General features: G+C 70.1%; 15 protein-coding genes. 8 read left to right on the top strand and 7 right to left on the bottom strand.

Annotation, left to right across the window (positions count from 1 at the left end; all coding sequences use genetic code 11):
• Positions 1–4: 4 nt before the first annotated feature.
• Both hemG and hemE read right to left on the bottom strand, forming a co-directional pair.
• Positions 5–1,441, bottom strand: a complete 1,437-nt coding sequence (gene hemG / locus ACTWQN_RS15970; RefSeq protein WP_443204254.1) for a protoporphyrinogen oxidase — start codon at positions 1,439–1,441, stop codon at positions 5–7.
• Positions 1,441–2,526, bottom strand: a complete 1,086-nt coding sequence (gene hemE / locus ACTWQN_RS15965; protein WP_443204253.1) for a uroporphyrinogen decarboxylase — start codon at positions 2,524–2,526, stop codon at positions 1,441–1,443. The genes hemG and hemE overlap by 1 nt, the downstream gene beginning before the upstream one ends.
• Positions 2,527–2,706: 180 nt before the next feature.
• Here hemE and ACTWQN_RS15960 point away from each other — a divergent pair, with 180 nt between their 5' ends.
• From ACTWQN_RS15960 to ACTWQN_RS15950, 3 genes are all read left to right on the top strand, one after another.
• The gene (locus ACTWQN_RS15960; protein ID WP_443204318.1) at positions 2,707–3,276 is read left to right on the top strand and encodes a DUF3000 domain-containing protein; all 570 of its coding nucleotides are present in this window, start codon (positions 2,707–2,709) and stop codon (positions 3,274–3,276) included.
• A 477-nt stretch (positions 3,277–3,753) separates the two neighbouring features.
• Entirely contained in the window at positions 3,754–4,470 is a 717-nt protein-coding gene (locus tag ACTWQN_RS15955) for a response regulator (RefSeq protein ID WP_093264979.1), read from the top strand.
• 97 nt (positions 4,471–4,567) lie between these two features.
• Positions 4,568–5,824, top strand: a complete 1,257-nt coding sequence (locus ACTWQN_RS15950; RefSeq protein WP_443204252.1) for an HRDC domain-containing protein — start codon at positions 4,568–4,570, stop codon at positions 5,822–5,824.
• Positions 5,825–5,869: 45 nt separating this feature from the next.
• On the opposite strand, the gene ACTWQN_RS15945 is transcribed toward ACTWQN_RS15950, so the two are convergent.
• Positions 5,870–6,709 carry a class I SAM-dependent methyltransferase gene (locus ACTWQN_RS15945; RefSeq protein ID WP_443204251.1) on the bottom strand — a complete coding sequence of 280 codons (840 nt, stop codon included), beginning with the start codon at positions 6,707–6,709 and terminating at the stop codon, positions 5,870–5,872.
• Positions 6,710–6,714: 5 nt separating this feature from the next.
• Positions 6,715–7,395, bottom strand: coding sequence for a TetR/AcrR family transcriptional regulator (locus ACTWQN_RS15940; protein WP_443204250.1), 681 nt, complete (start codon positions 7,393–7,395; stop codon positions 6,715–6,717).
• 253 nt (positions 7,396–7,648) lie between these two features.
• Between ACTWQN_RS15940 and ACTWQN_RS15935 the strand changes: the two genes are divergently transcribed.
• The 3 genes from ACTWQN_RS15935 (at position 7,649) to ACTWQN_RS15925 (ending at position 11,677) form a co-directional block, all read left to right on the top strand.
• On the top strand, positions 7,649–8,890 hold the full coding sequence (locus ACTWQN_RS15935) for a thiolase family protein (RefSeq protein WP_443204249.1): 1,242 nt from the start codon (positions 7,649–7,651) through the stop codon (positions 8,888–8,890).
• On the top strand, positions 8,887–10,986 hold the full coding sequence (locus tag ACTWQN_RS15930; protein ID WP_443204248.1) for a 3-hydroxyacyl-CoA dehydrogenase NAD-binding domain-containing protein: 2,100 nt from the start codon (positions 8,887–8,889) through the stop codon (positions 10,984–10,986). Before ACTWQN_RS15935 ends, ACTWQN_RS15930 begins: the two co-directional genes overlap by 4 nt.
• A gap of 109 nt (positions 10,987–11,095) precedes the next feature.
• A complete protein-coding gene (locus ACTWQN_RS15925) occupies positions 11,096–11,677 on the top strand; it encodes a Uma2 family endonuclease (protein ID WP_443204247.1) in 582 nt (193 codons plus the stop codon).
• 14 nt (positions 11,678–11,691) lie between these two features.
• Here ACTWQN_RS15925 and ACTWQN_RS15920 read toward each other — a convergent pair whose 3' ends face one another.
• From ACTWQN_RS15920 to dxs, 3 genes are all read right to left on the bottom strand, one after another.
• A complete protein-coding gene (locus ACTWQN_RS15920) occupies positions 11,692–12,837 on the bottom strand; it encodes a sensor histidine kinase (RefSeq protein WP_443204246.1) in 1,146 nt (381 codons plus the stop codon).
• 4 nt (positions 12,838–12,841) lie between these two features.
• On the bottom strand, positions 12,842–13,528 hold the full coding sequence (locus tag ACTWQN_RS15915) for a response regulator transcription factor (RefSeq protein ID WP_443204245.1): 687 nt from the start codon (positions 13,526–13,528) through the stop codon (positions 12,842–12,844).
• A gap of 83 nt (positions 13,529–13,611) precedes the next feature.
• Positions 13,612–15,555: a 1-deoxy-D-xylulose-5-phosphate synthase gene (gene dxs, locus ACTWQN_RS15910; protein ID WP_443204244.1), complete on the bottom strand. Its 1,944-nt coding sequence runs from the start codon at positions 15,553–15,555 to the stop codon at positions 13,612–13,614.
• A 258-nt stretch (positions 15,556–15,813) separates the two neighbouring features.
• On the opposite strand from dxs, the gene ACTWQN_RS15905 reads away from it, so the two are divergent.
• Together ACTWQN_RS15905 and ACTWQN_RS15900 are read left to right on the top strand one after the other, a co-directional pair.
• Positions 15,814–16,317, top strand: coding sequence for a YbaB/EbfC family nucleoid-associated protein (locus ACTWQN_RS15905; protein ID WP_443204243.1), 504 nt, complete (start codon positions 15,814–15,816; stop codon positions 16,315–16,317).
• Positions 16,314–16,616, top strand: coding sequence for a WXG100 family type VII secretion target (locus ACTWQN_RS15900; RefSeq protein ID WP_443204242.1), 303 nt, complete (start codon positions 16,314–16,316; stop codon positions 16,614–16,616). The genes ACTWQN_RS15905 and ACTWQN_RS15900 overlap by 4 nt, the downstream gene beginning before the upstream one ends.
• Positions 16,617–16,630: the final 14 nt, after the last annotated feature.

Genomic DNA, 16,630 nt, shown 5'->3' with positions numbered 1-16,630 from the left:
GCGTTCATCGTCCCACCTGACGGGGGTGGGTCTGCAGGAGGTCCCGCGTGACGTCGGTCGCGGCGGCCGTGCCGGTCGCGATGCAGGCCGGGACGCCCACGCCGTGCAGCGCGGCGCCCGCGATGGCCAACCCCGGCACCTCGGCGACGGACCGCTCGACATCGGTGACCAGATCGAGGTGCCCGACGCCGTATTGCGGCAGGCCACCGCCCCAGCGCACCGCCACCGAGTCCACCGGTGCCGCCGAAATGCCGGTCAGCTCCGCGAAGTCCGCGCGGACTCGGCGCAACACCTCGGCGTCGTCCAACCGCAGGTCGGCGGTCTCGCCGAACCGGCCGACCGAGCCGCGCACCAGCAGCTCGCCGCCGGTGCCGCGCAGGTGCGGCCACTTGTTGCTGGAGAAGGTGAACGCCTTGGCGGTGAACGGAGTCCCGTCGGCGTGCCGCTCACCGCGAGCGATCAGCACGCCCGAAAAATCGGGCAGCTGGGTGTCCGGTTGTAGCGCCAGGCCGATCACCATCATGGACGCCAGTTCCACCTCGCCCAGCTTCGCGGCCGCCGCCGGGACGACGTCGGCGAGCAGCCGTCGAGCAGCCGGGACGGGTACCGCCAGCACGACGGCGTCGACGTCCAGGAATTCCGGTTTCGGCGCGACACCGATCTCCAGCCGCCAGCCAGCAGCGGTTCGAGCCAGCGCCCGCACCGGAAGGCCCAGCCGCACCCGGGGGTCCGCGGTGATCAGCAGGCGGTCGATCAGCTCCCGGTAGCCGAGGCGGAACGCGCCGAACACCGGCGGTTGCGGCGCGTCGGCCGGTTTCGGGGCAGGCAGCGCCGCGGCAGCGGCTGCGGTGATCGACTCGGCACCCGCGTCCAGTGCCGCGGCCAGCGCCGGAATGGTCGCCCGGAGGCTGAGCACATCCGCGTTGCCCGCGTAAACGCCGCCGAGCAGCGGCTCGACGAGGCGGTCGACGACCTCATCGCCGACCCGGCCGCGCAGCAGCTCACCGACGGACGCATCAGCCCCGCCGAGCCGCACCGGCGGCAGATCGGCCTCCTTGCGAACCACCGCCGCACCGGCCGAGGACAGCACGTCCCGCACCGCGTCCGCCGCGGCGGGAACCCCCATCACGGTGCCGCCCGGTAGCCGCCGGGTACGGCCACCCGCTCGCACCGTCGCGGCCGCCCTGCCGGGGTGGACGATCTCCTCGGGAATCCCTAGATCCTCGGCGAGTTCCCGGACTTCCGGTCGCCGAGCGAGGAACGCTTCCGCTCCGACGTCGTAGCGGCAACCAGCCAGTTCGACCGTGCGCAGCTTGCCGCCGAGGCGATCGCTCTGCTCGATCAGCACGATCTCGGCATCCGGACCCAACTCCCGGCGCAGCCGGTGGGCGGCGGCCAGACCCGCGATTCCGCCGCCGACGACCGCGACCCGCTGCGACATCACTGCTGCTTGGTCAGGGTGTGCACCAACTCGACGATCCGGGTGAGCACCTCGGGTTCGGTGGTCGGCAGCACCCCGTGGCCGAGGTTGAAGATGTGCCCGCCAGCGACCCTGCCCTCGGCGAGGATCCGGCGCACCTCGCGCTCCACCGCGTCCCACCCGGCGAACAGCACCGCCGGGTCGAGGTTGCCCTGCACCACCGGTGCGCCCCAGCCCGGTTCCACGGCGCGCAGTCGGGTCGCGGCTTCGTCCAGCGGCACCCGCCAGTCAACGCCGACCACGTCGGCACCGGCTGCGCGCATCGCGCCGAGCAGTTCCCCGGTCCCCACCCCGAAGTGGATCTTCGGCAGATCCGACAACTCGGCGACACCGGCGAAGATCCGCTGGCTGTGCGGCAGCACGAACTCGCGGTAGTCGCGCAGCGACAGCGCCCCGGCCCAGGAATCGAAGAGCTGGATCGCATCGACCCCGGCCGCGATCTGCACCCGCAGGAACTCCAGCGTGGTGTCCGCGAGCTTGTCCAGCAGCGCATGCCAGGTCTGCGGATCCGAATGCATCAGCGCCTTGGTGCGCTCGTGGTTGCGGCTCGGGCCGCCCTCCACCAGGTAGGACGCCAGCGTGAACGGCGCCCCGGCGAAGCCGATCAGCGGTGTGCGCCCCAGCTCGTGCACGAGGAGCCGGACCGCGTCGGCCACCGGATCGACCTGCGCCGGATCCAGCGACGGCAACGCGGCGACGTCCGCGGCGGTGCTCACCGGGTTCGACACCACCGGCCCGGTTCCCGGCACGATGTCCAGCCCGATTCCCGATGCGTACAGCGGCAGCACGATGTCGCTGAACAGGATCGCGGCGTCCACGCCGTGCCGTCGCACCGGTTGCAGGGTGATCTCGCCGACCAGCTCCGGGGTCAGGCACGCCTGCAGCATCGGCACGCCTTCGCGGAGCTGGCGGTACTCGGGCAGCGATCGGCCCGCCTGCCGCATGAACCAGACCGGGGTGTGCCGGGGCGTGCCGCCGCGGGCGGCGGCCAGCAGAGGAGCGTCGGCGAGGGCCCGACGGGCCGAGACCAGTGCGGATTTCGTCATCGAGATCGCTGTCCGTACGTCGATCGGTGTCCCTGGAGGTGCCGCCACGGCGGCCGACCGGGCTTGCACGGCAATCTTCGCACGTCGTCCTCGGGCGCCCGCGAAGCGTCCGCATACCTCGTTCGGCGTGCCTCCGCCACCGCACGCGTTCGGCCGCCTACAGTCAGCGGCGTGACGGAGATGTCGGCGGCGCCCGAAGTTTTCCGGCAGGCTGTTGCCGCGTTGACGTCGTCCCGCCCGCGCGCGGAGATCGAGCTGACCGAGGTGGGTCCACCCAAGCGCCTCGCACCTTGGGCGCATGCGCTGGCCGCGGAGGCGAACGGACCGGCCGGCGAGTTGGCCACCGCCCGCCTGGTCCTGCTGTACGACCCGGAGGGCCAGGAGGCGTGGGACGGCGTGTTGCGGCTCGTGGTGTACCTGCGAGCCGAACTCGACCCGGAGCTGGCCACCGATCCGCTGCTGCCCGCGGTGGGCTGGTCGTGGCTGACCGACGCGCTGGAGGATTCCGGCGCGTCGTGGACCGCGCTGGGCGGCACGGTCACGCTGACCTCCTCGGCGCGATTCGGCGACATCGCGGGCCCGACCCGCAGCCACGACTTGGAGCTGCGCGGTTCGTGGACGGCGACCGACGCCGAACTCGGGCCGCACGCGGCCGCGTTCCACGAGCTGATGGCGAGCGCGGCGGGCTTGCCTCCGGTGGGCGTTTCGATGCTCGGTGGTCGCCAGAACGGCGCAGTGCACCAGGACTGAGGTCTCGCGTCGGACGCCGCCCCGGCCGGACGAATGAGCCGGGGAACGCAACCGGCGGATTCGGTGTCGCCCGATCACCGGCTGTGCTGATCGACTCCAGCGCGTAAGGTTCAGCGCAACCTCACCGACTGGTTCCGCAGCCTGCGACACGCCGAAGCGCGATTTCCTTTCGCGAAATTCACGCGTCGCCAGCGGACCAGTTGATCGTGCGAATTTTTCACGATACGCGTTCGTATTAAGTCGCTTGGCCACGCTCCGGCGTTACCGGGATCGGTCACAGTCACCCGAAAGAGCGATGCGATCATGTCCGGGTAACAACTCGATCGGGATAGATACCCGATTGATCGTCCCGCTGACCCGCTTGGGCGGTTACGCTGCCCCCGACGACACCACTTTCGGTCGATCAGTGGCGCGGCTGATTGGTCGAGAGTCCCGGTGCCGGTCGGGGGGCACGACCGACTCCAGGGAGGTAGTGACGTGGCTGCCGTCGGCTTAGGTCAGGCCGCTCGAACCACGCCTGCTGGCGCTTTGCCAGCCAACATGGTCCCGCACCCGCGGGAAGAGCTGTTCACGGTGCTCGTGGTGGACGACCATCCGCTGCTCCGGGAGGCAATCGCCGCCCGGTTGCTGCAGATGGGCGCTGGCACGGTGCACGAGGCCGCATCCATGGCCGAAGCCAGGGCTCGTGCTCTGGCGACCGGTCCGTGCGACCTCGCGATCCTCGATCTCGGACTCCCGGACGGGACCGGCATCGAACTGGTAACGGAACTCCGGAGCCAGGGCTGGCCGCGGATCGTGGTGCTCGCTTCGTCCGATGACCCCTATGCGGTCCGGGCCGCCTTCCAGGCAGGTGCGCAGGCGTACCTGTTGAAGTCGGCCTCTCCGATGGTGGTCACCGACGGTGTGCGCCGCGTACTCGACGGTGGTGTGTACGCGGATCCCAGCGTGGCGCCGGTGCTTGCCGCCGGTACCCGCGTGCCGGGAACCGACAACACGCCTCGCGAGCTGTCCGGGCGCGAAGTCGAAGTTCTCCAGTTGGTGGCCGATGGCCGGTCCAACAAGGAGATCGGCGAGGCCCTGAACCTGTCCGCGCTCACGGTGAAGAGCCACCTGTCGCGGATCGGGCGCAAGTTGGGCACGGGTGACCGGGCACAGATGGTTGCGCTGGCCATGCGGGCCGGCGTGATCAGGTGACCGGACGCTGACACACCTGCACCGGTGCGGTCGCCCCGACGAGCTCGGGGGCAAGTCACCCCACGGCACGGGCCGAAGCACGTAAGGTCTGGTAGCCGTGGAAGCTGCAAGCCCCGAGACCGTCGGGTCCGACCGCCCGGAGCCGGTGTTGTTGACCGAACCCACCGACGGCGTACCGCCGGTGGTGGATACACCTGCCGAGTTGCAGGCGGCCGCGACCGCACTGGCCGCGGGCACCGGACCGGTGGCCGTCGACACCGAGCGCGCCTCCGGTTATCGCTACTCGCAGCGCGCCTACCTGGTGCAACTGCGCAGGGAAGGTGCGGGCACGGTGCTGGTGGACCCGGTTGCGCTGGACGGCGCGCTGGATCCGCTGGTACCGGCTTTGGCCGACACCGAGTGGGTGCTGCACGCTGCGTCGCAGGACCTGCCGTGCCTGGCCGAGCTCGATCTGCGTCCTTCGCGATTGTTCGACACCGAATTGGCCGGTCGGTTAGCCGGATTCGAGCGGGTCTCGCTCGGTGCGCTGGTGGAGCGCATACTCGGCTACCGGCTGGAGAAGGGGCATAGCGCCGCGGACTGGTCGCGCCGACCGTTGCCGGAGGACTGGCTGGTGTACGCCGCGCTCGACGTGGAACTGCTGATCGCCCTGCGCGACGCGATGCACGACGAACTGGTGCGGCAGGGCAAGCTGGACTGGGCGTACGAGGAGTTCGAGGCGGTCCGCACCGCCGAACCGGCTCCGCCGCGCGCCGAGCCCTGGCGCCGCACTTCCGGAATTCACCGGGTGCGCAATCCTCGGCAGCTCGCCGCGGTTCGAGCGCTTTGGCAAACGCGGGACAGCTTCGCGCGGGACCGCGATCTCGCGCCGGGCCGGGTGCTGCCCGATTCCTCGATCGTGCAGGCCGCGCAGGCCAACCCGAATACCGAGGCGGAGCTCGTCGCGCTGCCGGTGTTCGGCGGACGGCAGCAGCGACGCCGGGCTTCGATCTGGCTGCAGGCGTTGCGGACGGCGCGTCGGCTTGAGAACGACGAACTACCGACTCCCACCACGGCGCACGACGGCCCGCCCCCGACGAACCGGTGGGCCGACCGGGACCCCGAGGCGGCTGCGCGGCTGTCGGCGGTTCGCGCCGCGTTGTCGGAGATCGCCGAACGCCACAACCTGCCGTTGGAGAACCTGCTGCTGCCCGACCTGGTGCGGCGCACCTGCTGGACCCCGCCCGAGGACCGCAGTGCCACCGGAGTGGCCGAGCTCTTGCGCGGCAAGGGGGCTCGCGAGTGGCAGATCGACCTGACCGCCCATTCGCTGAGCGCTGCCCTGCAAGCCACCCCACCACCGGACACGGCATAGCGCTCGACCGGGTCCGGTCCCGGTCAACGAGAGCTCAGCCGCAGGCTAGAAGCTGTAGCGGAGCACCGTGGTGCTGATCCGCCGGGACAGCGCCGGGCTTCGCGCCGAAAGGATGCTGACCAGGCTGCCGACCAGCCGGATGCCCAGCGGCAGCTCGGCAGCCTCGGGACCTTGCGCCGGGAAGGTCTCCTCGACCAGCTTCAGGCCCGCAACCCAGCGTTCCGGGTCACGGGGGTCGTCGAAGCCTGGATTGACCACCCCATCGGCAATGCCGCCGAAGGCACGGGGGTAGTGCTTGACCACCCAGACGGCGAGCTTGGGATAGCCGTTGAACGCCAGCTCCCCGCTGGGGAAGTGGCTGGTGAGCCGCTTCAGCAGGGACACGAAGCCATCCTGGGTGAGAAACGGCACCAAGCCGTCGGCGACGATCACTGCCGGTCGGTCGGCGGGAACGTCGTCCAGCCATTGCGCATCGGTCAGGTCCACCCCGATACCGCGGGCATTGGCGCGTTGCGCCAGCACCTGCCGCCGGACGGCGACGACCTCGGGGAAGTCGACGTCGTACCAATCGACGGTGGCTGGCGGGTCGACTCGGAAGACCCTGCTGTCCAGCCCGGCGCCCAGATCCAGCACGATCGCGTCGGGGTGACGGATGACGAACTGTTGCACGACCTCGTCCAGTTTCTTGGCCCGCATCGCGATGTCGAAGAGCTTGCTCTTCGGCAGCGGGAACTTGGCGAGGTCGTACCCGATCTTCCTGACGATCTCGTCGGCCGTGGTGTCGCCGAGGAAGGGGCGCGGCAGGCGGCTGTCCAGCGCCCTGCCGCCCAACGTCAGGAACAGGCTCTGCTGCGCCGGTGTGAAGGTCGGAAGAGTGACACCCATGTAGCTCAGTCCTTCTCTTGTTGTGGTGGCCGCGCAGCAGCCCATGCGTCCTGGGCGGCCTTCAGAGGCGCGTCGTCGGTGTAAAGGCCGTGGGTGTAGAGCTCAAGCGTCGGCAGTGCCAGGCGGCGCAGGACGTCAGGACCGAAACGCTCCTGGCCCAGTGCCCGCGCCAGCGGGGGCGGCATGGTCAGCACGGCCTGGCTGATCAGGATGTTCAGCACCGCCAGCCCGCGCGGGTCCGAGGACCTGCGCATCGTGCCGTCGGCCGCTCCTGCCCTGAAGATCGCTTCGGACTCCGCCACCATCGCGGTGACGAACGTGTTGGCGGCGGGCGTGTCCTCAGCGATCGCGCGGGCCATGTACTGCGCCTGGAGCCGGTACTCCTCGGGGTTTGCCAGGTATTCGCCGTGGAGGTCCTGCAGGCCAGCTCCGGCCGGACGCCCAGCGGCGCGTGCCCTGTTGGTCAGCACGCGCAGGACGTGCTCGTCGCAGGCGCGCAGCAGCCCTTCTTTGCTGCCGAAGTGGTGAAAGATCAAGCCGACGCTGACCCCCGCGGCCGCCGCGATGGCACGCAGGTTCGTCTTCTGGAAACCGTCCCGGCCGAAGTGGGCGATGGCGGCGTTGCGGATCTTGGCCTGAGCGGTCAAGTCCGCCGCAGGGGAATCGTCCGAGCGGGCTGAACTCATGTTCAGCATGCTAAACCCAGGTTCAGTCATCGGCAAGGCGCGCGTTCTTCTAGCGCACGACCCGATCGGCAGAACCTGCCGCCGAAGCCCGTTCGACAGCCGACACCACTGCGATGATGAGCTTCGCGACGGCCCACCGAGGCGGGCCCTTTGTTACCGTCGAGTAATAAGCGCTAGAGTGTGGTTACCGGCCGGTAAGTGACGTCTGCCGAGCCGGCCGCGCACCATCCACCAAGCCAGTGAGGAGCACGCCGTGGCCGCACCTGCGTCGGCACCCGCCGACAGCCGCAGCCGCCCAGCGGTTCGGGACGTGGTCTTCGTCGACGGCGTACGCACGCCGTTCGGCAAGGCCGGTTCCAAGGGCCTGTACGCCGAGACCCGCGCCGACGACATGATCGTCAAGGTCATCCGGGAGCTGCTGCGGCGGCACCCGGAACTCCCGGCGGAGCGCATCGACGAGGTCGCCATCGCCGCAACCACCCAGACCGGCGACCAGGGCCTGACCATCGGCCGCAGCGCCGCGCTGCTGGCCGGGCTGCCCAAGTCGGTCCCCGGCTTCGCCATCGACCGGATGTGCGCCGGGGCCATGACGGCGGTGACCACCGTCTCCAGCGGCATCGCCTTCGGCGCCTACGACGTGGTGATCGCCGGTGGTGTCGAGCACATGGGCAGGCACCCGATGGGCGAAGGCGTCGACCCCAACCCGCGCTACGTGTCCGACAAGATCGTCGATCCGTCGGCGCTGATCATGGGCTCCACCGCGGAGAACCTGCACGACCGCTTCCCCGCGCTGACCAAGCAGCGCACCGACTCCTACGCGGCGCTGAGCCAGCAGCGCTACGACGATGCGCTGCGGGACGGGAAGATCACCCCGGACCTGGTGTCGGTGTCCACCCGCTCCCAGCAGGGCTGGGGACTGGCCAGCACCGACGAGCCGCCGAGGCCGGGCACCACCGTCGAGGCGCTGGCCGGGCTCAAGACGCCGTTCCGACCGCACGGCCGGGTCACCCCCGGCAACGCCGCGGGCCTCAACGACGGCGCCACCGGCTGCCTGCTGGCCGACGCGGACACCGCGGCGGAACTCGGCCTGCCGACCCGGATGCGGCTGGTCGGCTACGCCTTCGCCGGGGTGGAGCCGGAGGTGATGGGTGTCGGACCGGTGCCAGCCACCGAGAAGGCGCTGCAACGCACCGGGCTGAGCATCGACGACATCGGCCTGTTCGAGATCAACGAGGCCTTCGCGGTGCAGGTGCTGGCGTTCCTGGAGCACTTCGGCATCGCCGACGACGACCCGCGGGTCAACCCGTGGGGCGGCGCGATCGCCTGCGGGCACCCGCTGGCGTCCTCCGGGGTGCGGCTGATGACGCAGCTGTCCCGGCACTTCGCCGAGCACCCCGAGGTGCGCTACGGCATCACGACCATGTGCATCGGCTTCGGCATGGGTGGCACGGTCATCTGGGAGAACCCGAACCACAACGCAGGAGGCGCCCGATGAAGACCGACTCCGCGGCGCTGTTCCCGGACGAGGTGGTGACCGAGGCGTTCACCCGGCTCGTCGACGTCCCCGGTCTGGCTGGCAAGCTCGCGCTGATCACCATCGACAACGGGCACGACCACACCCGGCCGTCCACCTTCGGACCGGGCGGGCTGACCAGCCTGAACGCCGCGCTGGACGAGGCCTTCGCGGCCCAGCCCGCGGCCATCGCCGTCACCGGCAAGCCGTTCGTGTTCGCCGTCGGCGCCGACCTGACCGGCATCGGGCGGATCACCGAACGGGAACAGGCCCGCCAGATCGCCCAGACCGGGCACGACGTGTTCCGGCGGCTCACCGAGTCGAAGATCCCGACCTTCGCCTTCGTCAACGGCGCGGCGCTCGGCGGCGGCCTGGAGCTGGCGCTGTCCTGCCACTACCGGACGGTGTCGGTAGCGGCCGGGGCGATCGCCTTCCCGGAGTGCTTCCTCGGTCTGTTCCCCGGCTGGGGCGGCACCCAACTGCTGCCGAACCTGATCGGCCCGGACGCCGCGGTGACGGTGATCATCGAGAACGCGCTGAGCCAGAACCGGATGCTCAACCCGAAGAAGGCCCGGCAGCTGGGCATCTTCGACGAGCTGCTGGACAGCCCGGACTTCCTGGAGGAGTCGATCCGCTGGGCGGTGCGGGTGGTGGGCGGCGAGCAGACCGTGTCGCGCCCGGAGATCGACCGCGGCAAGGGCTGGGACGACGCGGTGGCCCGCGCCAAGGACATCGTCGAGTCGCGCACCAACGGCGCCTCCCCAGCGGTGACCAAGGCCGTCGAGCTGATCGACCTCGCGCGCAAGAACGACCTCGACTCCGGCTACGCCGCCGAAACCGAGGCGCTGGCCGACGCGCTGTGCTCCGATGAGCTGCGCGCCGGGCTCTACTCGTTCGACCTGACCCAGAAGCGGGCCAGGCGGCCCGCTGGGGCGCCGGACAAGTCCCTGGCGCGCGAGGTCACCAAGGTCGGTGTGGTGGGTGCCGGGCTGATGGCCGGGCAGCTGGCGCTGCTGTTCGTGCGCCGCTTGGAGGTGCCGGTGGTGATCACCGACATCGACCAGGAGCGCATCGACCGGGGCGTGGGTTACATCCACGGCGAGATCGACAAGCTCGCGGCCAGGGGAAGGCTTTCCCCGGACGCGGTGAACCGGCTCAAGGGCCTGGTCACCGGCTCGCTGGACAAGAAGGCCTTCGCCGACGCCGATTTCGTCATCGAAGCCGTCTTCGAGGAGATGTCGGTCAAGCAGCAGGTGTTCGGCGAGCTGGAGGAGCACCTCTCCGCCGAGGCGATCCTGGCCACCAACACCTCGTCGCTGTCGGTCACCGAGATGGGCTCGAAGCTCAAGCACCCGGAGCGGGTGGTCGGCTTCCACTTCTTCAACCCGGTCGCGGTGCTGCCGCTGCTGGAAGTGGTGCGCGGCGAGCAGACCGACGACGCCGCGCTGGCGACCGCGTTCAAGGTCGGCAAGCAGCTGAAGAAGTCCTGCGTGCTGGTCAAGGATGCGCCCGCGTTCGTGGTCAACCGGCTGCTGACCCGGTTCATGGGCGAGATCATCGCGACCGTCGACGAGGGCACGCCGTTCGAGGTGGCCGACAACGCGCTGGCGCCGCTGGGCCTGCCGATGAGTCCGATGGTGCTGCTGCAACTGGTCGGTCCCGCGGTCGCCCAGCACGTCAACGGCACCATGCACGCCGCCTACCCGGACCGATTCGGGCTCAGCGACAACATGCAGCGCTTCGTCGACGCGGGCAAGACCGCGGTGTGGATCACCGACGACTCCGGCAAGCAGGTGGTCGATCCCGAGGTGGCCGCGCTGTGGCAGCAGGGCGACGAGCCCTCGACGTCCGAGCAGGTGCGGGAGCGGGCGCTGAACGCACTGGCCGAGGAGATCCGGTTGATGCTCGACGAGGGCGTCGTCGCCGAGGCGCAGGACATCGACCTGTGCATGATCCTCGGCGCGGGCTGGCCGTTCTGGTTGGGTGGCGTCTCCCCGTACCTGGACCGGGCGGGCATCGCGGAAAAGGTCAACGGCAAGCGCTTCCTCGCCCCAGGCGTGGCCTCCGTCCCCGCCTGATGGGCGGCACGATCGGGGCCGGAGCGGATCGCCCCGGCCCCGATCGGTTGCGTGAAGCCGAGCCCCCTGTTCTGCCATGATGGAGCGGACGGAAATGAGGTGATGGCTGGTGACCGCGCTTGTTCAGCACGAACTGGGGCCGTTCACGATCGCCGACTGGCACGCGCTCCCCGCCCGCGAGGACGGTTCGCGCCTGGAACTCATCGAGGGGTACTGGCTCGTGACGCCACCGCCGAGTGGGCAGCACCAGTGGGCGGAGAAACGGATCATCTCGCTTTTCGACCGCGCCATCAGCGTGGCCCAGCGAAGCGATCTCTTCGCGGTTGGCGGCATCGGCATCGAGATCAGCACGAGTTACCGCTCCGCTCTCATTCCAGACTTCGTCGTGCTCGACACACCGCCCGTCGGGGCATCGTTCCAGCCCGCGAACGCGCTGCTCATCGGCGAGATCTGGTCCCCCGGCAACACCCCGAGCGAGCGGCAGGAGAAATTCCAAGCCTGTGAACGATCCGGCGTGCCGTTCTTCTGGAGCGTTGCTCAAGACCGAGGCGGCCCGACCGAACTCGCGGCCTACCGGCTGGACAACGGTCGGTACGTGTGCGAAGCAACCGCGAAGGCCGGTCAGGGGCCGGTGCGAATCACCGCGAGCCCGGTTCCGCTGGAAGTTGATGTGACCTCACTCCGGCTCTGAACCGGGTTCACTGGTCACGGTGCTGCTGGAAGTTGGACCGTGACGGCCAGGCCGCCCCTGGGAAGGGGTTCCGCCCAGACCCGGCCGTGGTGGGCTGCCGCCGCCGCTCGGACGATCGACAGACCTAGACCCGCTCCGCTTCGGGCTGTTCGCTGGATGCCCGCTCGGCGGAACGGTTCGAACAGGGTTTCCACCTGGTCCGGCGGGATCTGCGGACCAGCGGATGCCACCCGCAGAATTGTCCACTGTGGACCACTGCCGGTGGCGATCTCCACCCAGCCGCCGTCGACGTTGTGCCGCACCGCGTTCTCCAGCAGGTTCCCCGCGACCCGCTCCAGCAGCGCCGGATCGCCCACCGCGAAAGCCGGTTCCTCGCAGCACTTGACGCGCAGCCCGCGCTGCCGCGCCTCCGGCTCGACCGCCCGCAGCGCGCGGCCCACCACCTCGGTGAGATCCACCGGCTCGCGCACCGCCAGCTCGACGCCTTCGGTCCGGGCCAGCAACAGCAGAGCTTCCACCAGCCGCTCCGCGCGGGCGGTGGCCTCGCGGACCACATCGGCCATCCGGCGCAGCTCCGCCTCGTCGGCGCCCGGATCCGACAGCGTGACATCGAGCTCGGTGCGGATCACCGACAGCGGGGTGCGCAGCTCGTGGCTGGCGTTGGCGACGAAACGGCGCTGCGAGTCGAACGCCGCCTGCAACCGGTCGAGCATCGCGTCGAAGGTGTCGGCCAGCCGGGCGACTTCGTCGCGCGGGCCGCTCAGCGCGATCCGCTCGTCCAGGGACTCCGCGGACAGCCGCCGGGCGGCCTCGGTCACCTCGTGCAGCGGTCGCAGCACCCGACCGGTGACCAGCCACGCCAGCAGTGCGGCGGCCACGACCACGGCGACGAAGGCGAAGCCACCGATCAGCAGGACCTGGTGGCGCGCGGAGTTGCGCAACGCCTCGCCGAGCAGCTCAGCTGGCACGTCCACGCCGCGAACCCGAACCAGGGTGCCGTCCGGCAGCCGGGGAACCGCGGCCACCACGTTGCCGACCAGCATCCAACCCAGCCACAGCAGCAGGCCGCTGACCACGGCGACCAGCGCGGTCGCCAGCAAGGTCAGCCGCACCCGCAGGCCGGGCCCGCGGCGGGTGATCGATCGGGCGGCCGCGCGCATCGGGTCAGTCCTGGGCGTGTTCGGCGCGGCCAGCCGACGGCACCCGGTAGCCGGAGCCGACCACGGTTTCGATGATGCTGGGCTCCCCCAACTTCTTGCGCAGCGTCATCATCGTGACCCGCACGGTCGTGGTGAACGGATCCGCGTTCTCGTCCCACACCCGTTCCAGCAGCTCCTCGGAGCTGACCACGGCACCACCGGCCGACAGCAGCACCTCCAGCACGCCGAACTCCTTGCGGGTCAACTCGACCTCGCCGTCGCGCCGGTGCACGGTGCGCCGCGCCGAATCCAGCTGCAATTCCCGCGCGGTGAGCAGCGGCGGCTGCGCTGGGGTGGCGCGCCGCCCCAGCGCCCGGACGCGGGCGATCAGCTCGACGAACGCGAACGGCTTGGCCAGGTAGTCATCCGCGCCCAGGGACAGGCCTGCCACGCGGTCCTCGACGGTGCCGCTGGCGGTGAGCATCAGCACCCGGGTCAGCTCGCCGGAGGACACCATTTGGCGGCACAGCTCGTCGCCGGACATGCCCGGCAGGTCCCGATCGAGCACCAGCACGTCGTACCGGGTGATCGACGCCTTCTCCTGGCCGCTTTCGCCGTCGTAAGCGACGTCCACGGCCATGCCTTCCCGGCGCAGCCCGCGAGCGATCGCGTCGGCCAGCGGCTTCTCATCCTCGACGACCAGGATTCGCACGTGTTCACCCTGCCACAGCTGAGGAAGCGAACCGGTCAGGTGTCCTTCGGGGCGCTATTTCGCCCGCCCAGCTGACGGATCGTTCAGCCGTTCGCGGCTTCCGGCCGGTCGTTGTTCGCCGCGATCCGCAGCGGCGCCATCCGCGCGCCGCCGCGGTTGGCGACCCACTCCGTGATGCGGCGGGCGATGTCCTGCTCGGTGAGCCCTAGCTCGGCCAACACCTCTTCGCGGGCGGCGTGGGTCAGGAACCGGTTCGGGACCGCGACATCGCGCAGCGGAACGTCCAACTCGGCGTCGCGCAGCGCGGCCGCCAGCGCCCAGCCGAACCCGCCGTGCCGCCCGCCGTCCTCCAGGGTGACCACCAGCCGATGCTGCGCGGCAAGCTCGACGACCTGCCCCGGCACCGGCACCACCCAGCGCGGATCCACCACGGTGACCCCGATGCCCTGCGCCGCGAGCCGGTCCGCCGCGGCCACCGCCAGCTGCCCGAACGCACCCACCGCGGCCAGCAGCACATCGTTGGCCTCGCCCGCGGCCGGACGGCGCAGCACGTCCACCCCGTCGACGCGCTCGACGGCCGGGACCTCCTCGATGACCGAGCCCTTGGAGAACCGCACCACGGTCGGCCCGTCGTCAACGGCGACCGCCTCGCGCAGCTCCTCGCAAAGCGTCACCGCGTCGCGCGGCGCGGCGACCCGGATGCCCGGGATCAAGCCCAGGATCGACAGGTCCCACATGCCGTTGTGGCTGGCGCCGTCATCACCGGTGATCCCGGAGCGGTCCAGGGTCACCGTGACCGGCTGCCGGTGCAGCGCCACGTCCATCAGCAGCTGGTCGAAGGCCCGGTTCAGGAACGTCGAGTACACCGCGAACACCGGGTGCACACCGCCCATCGCCAGCCCAGCGGCCGAGGTCATGCCGTGCTGCTCGGCGATGCCCACGTCGAAGCAGCGGTTCGGGTACGCCTCGGCGAACTTCTTCAACCCCGTCGGGCCGAGCATCGCGGCGGTGATGGCCACCACGTCGGGGCGCCGCGCGCCGATGCGCACCAGTTCATCGGAGAAGACGTCGGTCCAGCTCTTCGGGGCGGGCTTGGTCGGCAGCCCGGTCTCCGGGTCGATCACCTTGACCTGGTGCATCTGCTCGGCCTGGTCGTTCTCGGCCGGGGCGAACCCGTTGCCCTTGCGGGTCACCGCGTGCACGATCACCGGCCCACCGAAGGACTTGGCCATCGACAGCGCGTGCTCCATCGCCCGCAGATCGTGACCGTCGACCGGGCCCAGGTACTTGATCCCGAGGTCGGAGAACATCACCTGCGGACTGATCGCGTCCTTGATACCGCTCTTGGCCGCGTGCAGACCGGTGTACAGCGAGCGCCCGACCACCGGCAGGTTGCGCAGCGTGCGGCGACCGCTTTCCAACGCCTTCTCGTAACTGGGATTCAGCCGCAGGGCGGCGAGATGTTCAGCGAGACCACCGATGGTCGGCGCGTAGGAGCGGCCGTTGTCGTTGACCACGATCACCACCGGGCGCTCCTGGTCGGCGGCGATGTTGTTCAGCGCCTCCCAACACATCCCGCCGGTGAGCGCACCGTCGCCGACGACCGCCACCGCGTGCCGCAGCTTGCCGCTGAGCTGGAAGGACCGGGCCAGACCGTCGGCATAGGACAGTGCGGTGGAGGCGTGGCTGTTCTCCACCAGGTCGTGCACGCTCTCGGTGCGCGACGGGTAGCCGGAGAGGCCGCCGCGCTTGCGCAGCCGGTCGAAACCGTCCTGACGACCGGTGATGATCTTGTGCACGTAGGCCTGGTGGCCGGTGTCGAACAACACGGCGTCCTGGGGCGAGTCGAAGACCCGGTGCACGGCCAGGGTCAGTTCCACGGCGCCCAGGTTCGGCCCCAGGTGCCCGCCGGTGCGCGACACCTTCTCGATCAGGAACTGCCTGATCTCCGCGGCCAGTTCCACCAGCTCAGCGTGCTTCAGGCGCTTGACATCGGCCGGACTGTGCACGGACCCCAGCAGCGTCACCGCTCCACCTCAATCGTCGTGCCGGTCGGTTTCATTCGCATGCCCAGGCCCGGCTTGGTCACCTGGCTCCGCCGCGATGCATAGCGCGCTCCAGTCTACGGAGGGCCCCGCCGGCGGCCCGGTGTGGTGCGGATCCCGCCGCGCCGATCCACTCGGCGGTTTGAACCCCGGCCAACTCGTACCACTGCGCAACCGACGGTTGCTAGCGTGCGTCCAACCAATCATGGAGGCCGAAATGATCAACCACGGAGGGCCGGAATGACGAACCCGGACGGCCGAAGGGCTGAACTCGAAGCGCGCAACGCGGCCATGCGCGAGCAGGTGTCGTCGCTACTCGAAGGCCTGCAGCGGCAGACCGCGCAGCTGCACGAGGCGCAGGCCGCGGCAATGGCGGCCACCGGCCAGGCGACCTCCGCGGACGGCCTGGCGACAGTGCACGTCAACGCCGTGGGCATCGTCACCGACGTCCAGGTCTCCCCGTCGGCGTTCAAGCACAGCACCCCGGAGAAGCTCGGGCGCAGCTTCCTGCAGGCCGCCCAGGCCGCGGCGCAGGATGCGCGGAGCAAGGCCGACTCGGTGATGGCTCCGCTGCAGGAGCAGGTGCCGGATCTGCCGGACCTCTTCCCGGACGCTCCGTCGCTGAAGGATCTGCTGCCGACTCCACCGGAACCAATCACCCCCGCTGCTTCGTCCAACCCGCCGGAAGACGAGGACTGGGAGGACTTCGATCCCCGGTCCAACTACCGGAGGGATCACTGGTGACCGGCTTCGACGTAAACCCCGAGGCGTTGCGCGGTGCGTCTCCCCAGTTCGACGGCGCGGCGGACAAGCTGAAAGCCGCCATGGACAAGCTAAACGGCGTGCTGCAGGCCGAAGGCAAGTGCTGGGGCGGTGACGACGCCGGGCAGGAGTTCGCCAAGGACTACGAGCCCGGTTCGCAGCAAGCCGTCGACGCCTTCTCCGGCCTGACCAACTCACTGCACCAGATCCGCGGTGAACTCGACAACACCGCGAACACCTGGGCAACCGACGACACCAACAACGCGGACAGCTTCCGCTGAGCACGGAGAATCCA

The sequence above is a fragment of the Saccharopolyspora antiqui genome, from assembly GCF_052246905.1.
Taxonomy (GTDB): domain Bacteria; phylum Actinomycetota; class Actinomycetes; order Mycobacteriales; family Pseudonocardiaceae; genus Saccharopolyspora.
The sequence above is the reverse complement of the archived record's forward strand: the minus strand, read 5'-3'. Positions and strand labels throughout refer to the sequence as shown.

Coding starts and splice junctions, on each gene's coding strand:
- ACTWQN_RS15930 (WP_443204248.1), top strand. CDS start 8,887: ATGAAGACCGACTCCGCGGCGCTGTTCCCGGACGAGGTGGTGACCGAG.
- hemG (WP_443204254.1), bottom strand. CDS start 1,441: ATGTCGCAGCGGGTCGCGGTCGTCGGCGGCGGAATCGCGGGTCTGGCC.
- ACTWQN_RS15945 (WP_443204251.1), bottom strand. CDS start 6,709: ATGGGTGTCACTCTTCCGACCTTCACACCGGCGCAGCAGAGCCTGTTC.
- ACTWQN_RS15905 (WP_443204243.1), top strand. CDS start 15,814: ATGACGAACCCGGACGGCCGAAGGGCTGAACTCGAAGCGCGCAACGCG.
- ACTWQN_RS15960 (WP_443204318.1), top strand. CDS start 2,707: ATGTCGGCGGCGCCCGAAGTTTTCCGGCAGGCTGTTGCCGCGTTGACG.
- ACTWQN_RS15920 (WP_443204246.1), bottom strand. CDS start 12,837: ATGCGCGCGGCCGCCCGATCGATCACCCGCCGCGGGCCCGGCCTGCGG.
- hemE (WP_443204253.1), bottom strand. CDS start 2,526: ATGACGAAATCCGCACTGGTCTCGGCCCGTCGGGCCCTCGCCGACGCT.
- ACTWQN_RS15940 (WP_443204250.1), bottom strand. CDS start 7,395: ATGAGTTCAGCCCGCTCGGACGATTCCCCTGCGGCGGACTTGACCGCT.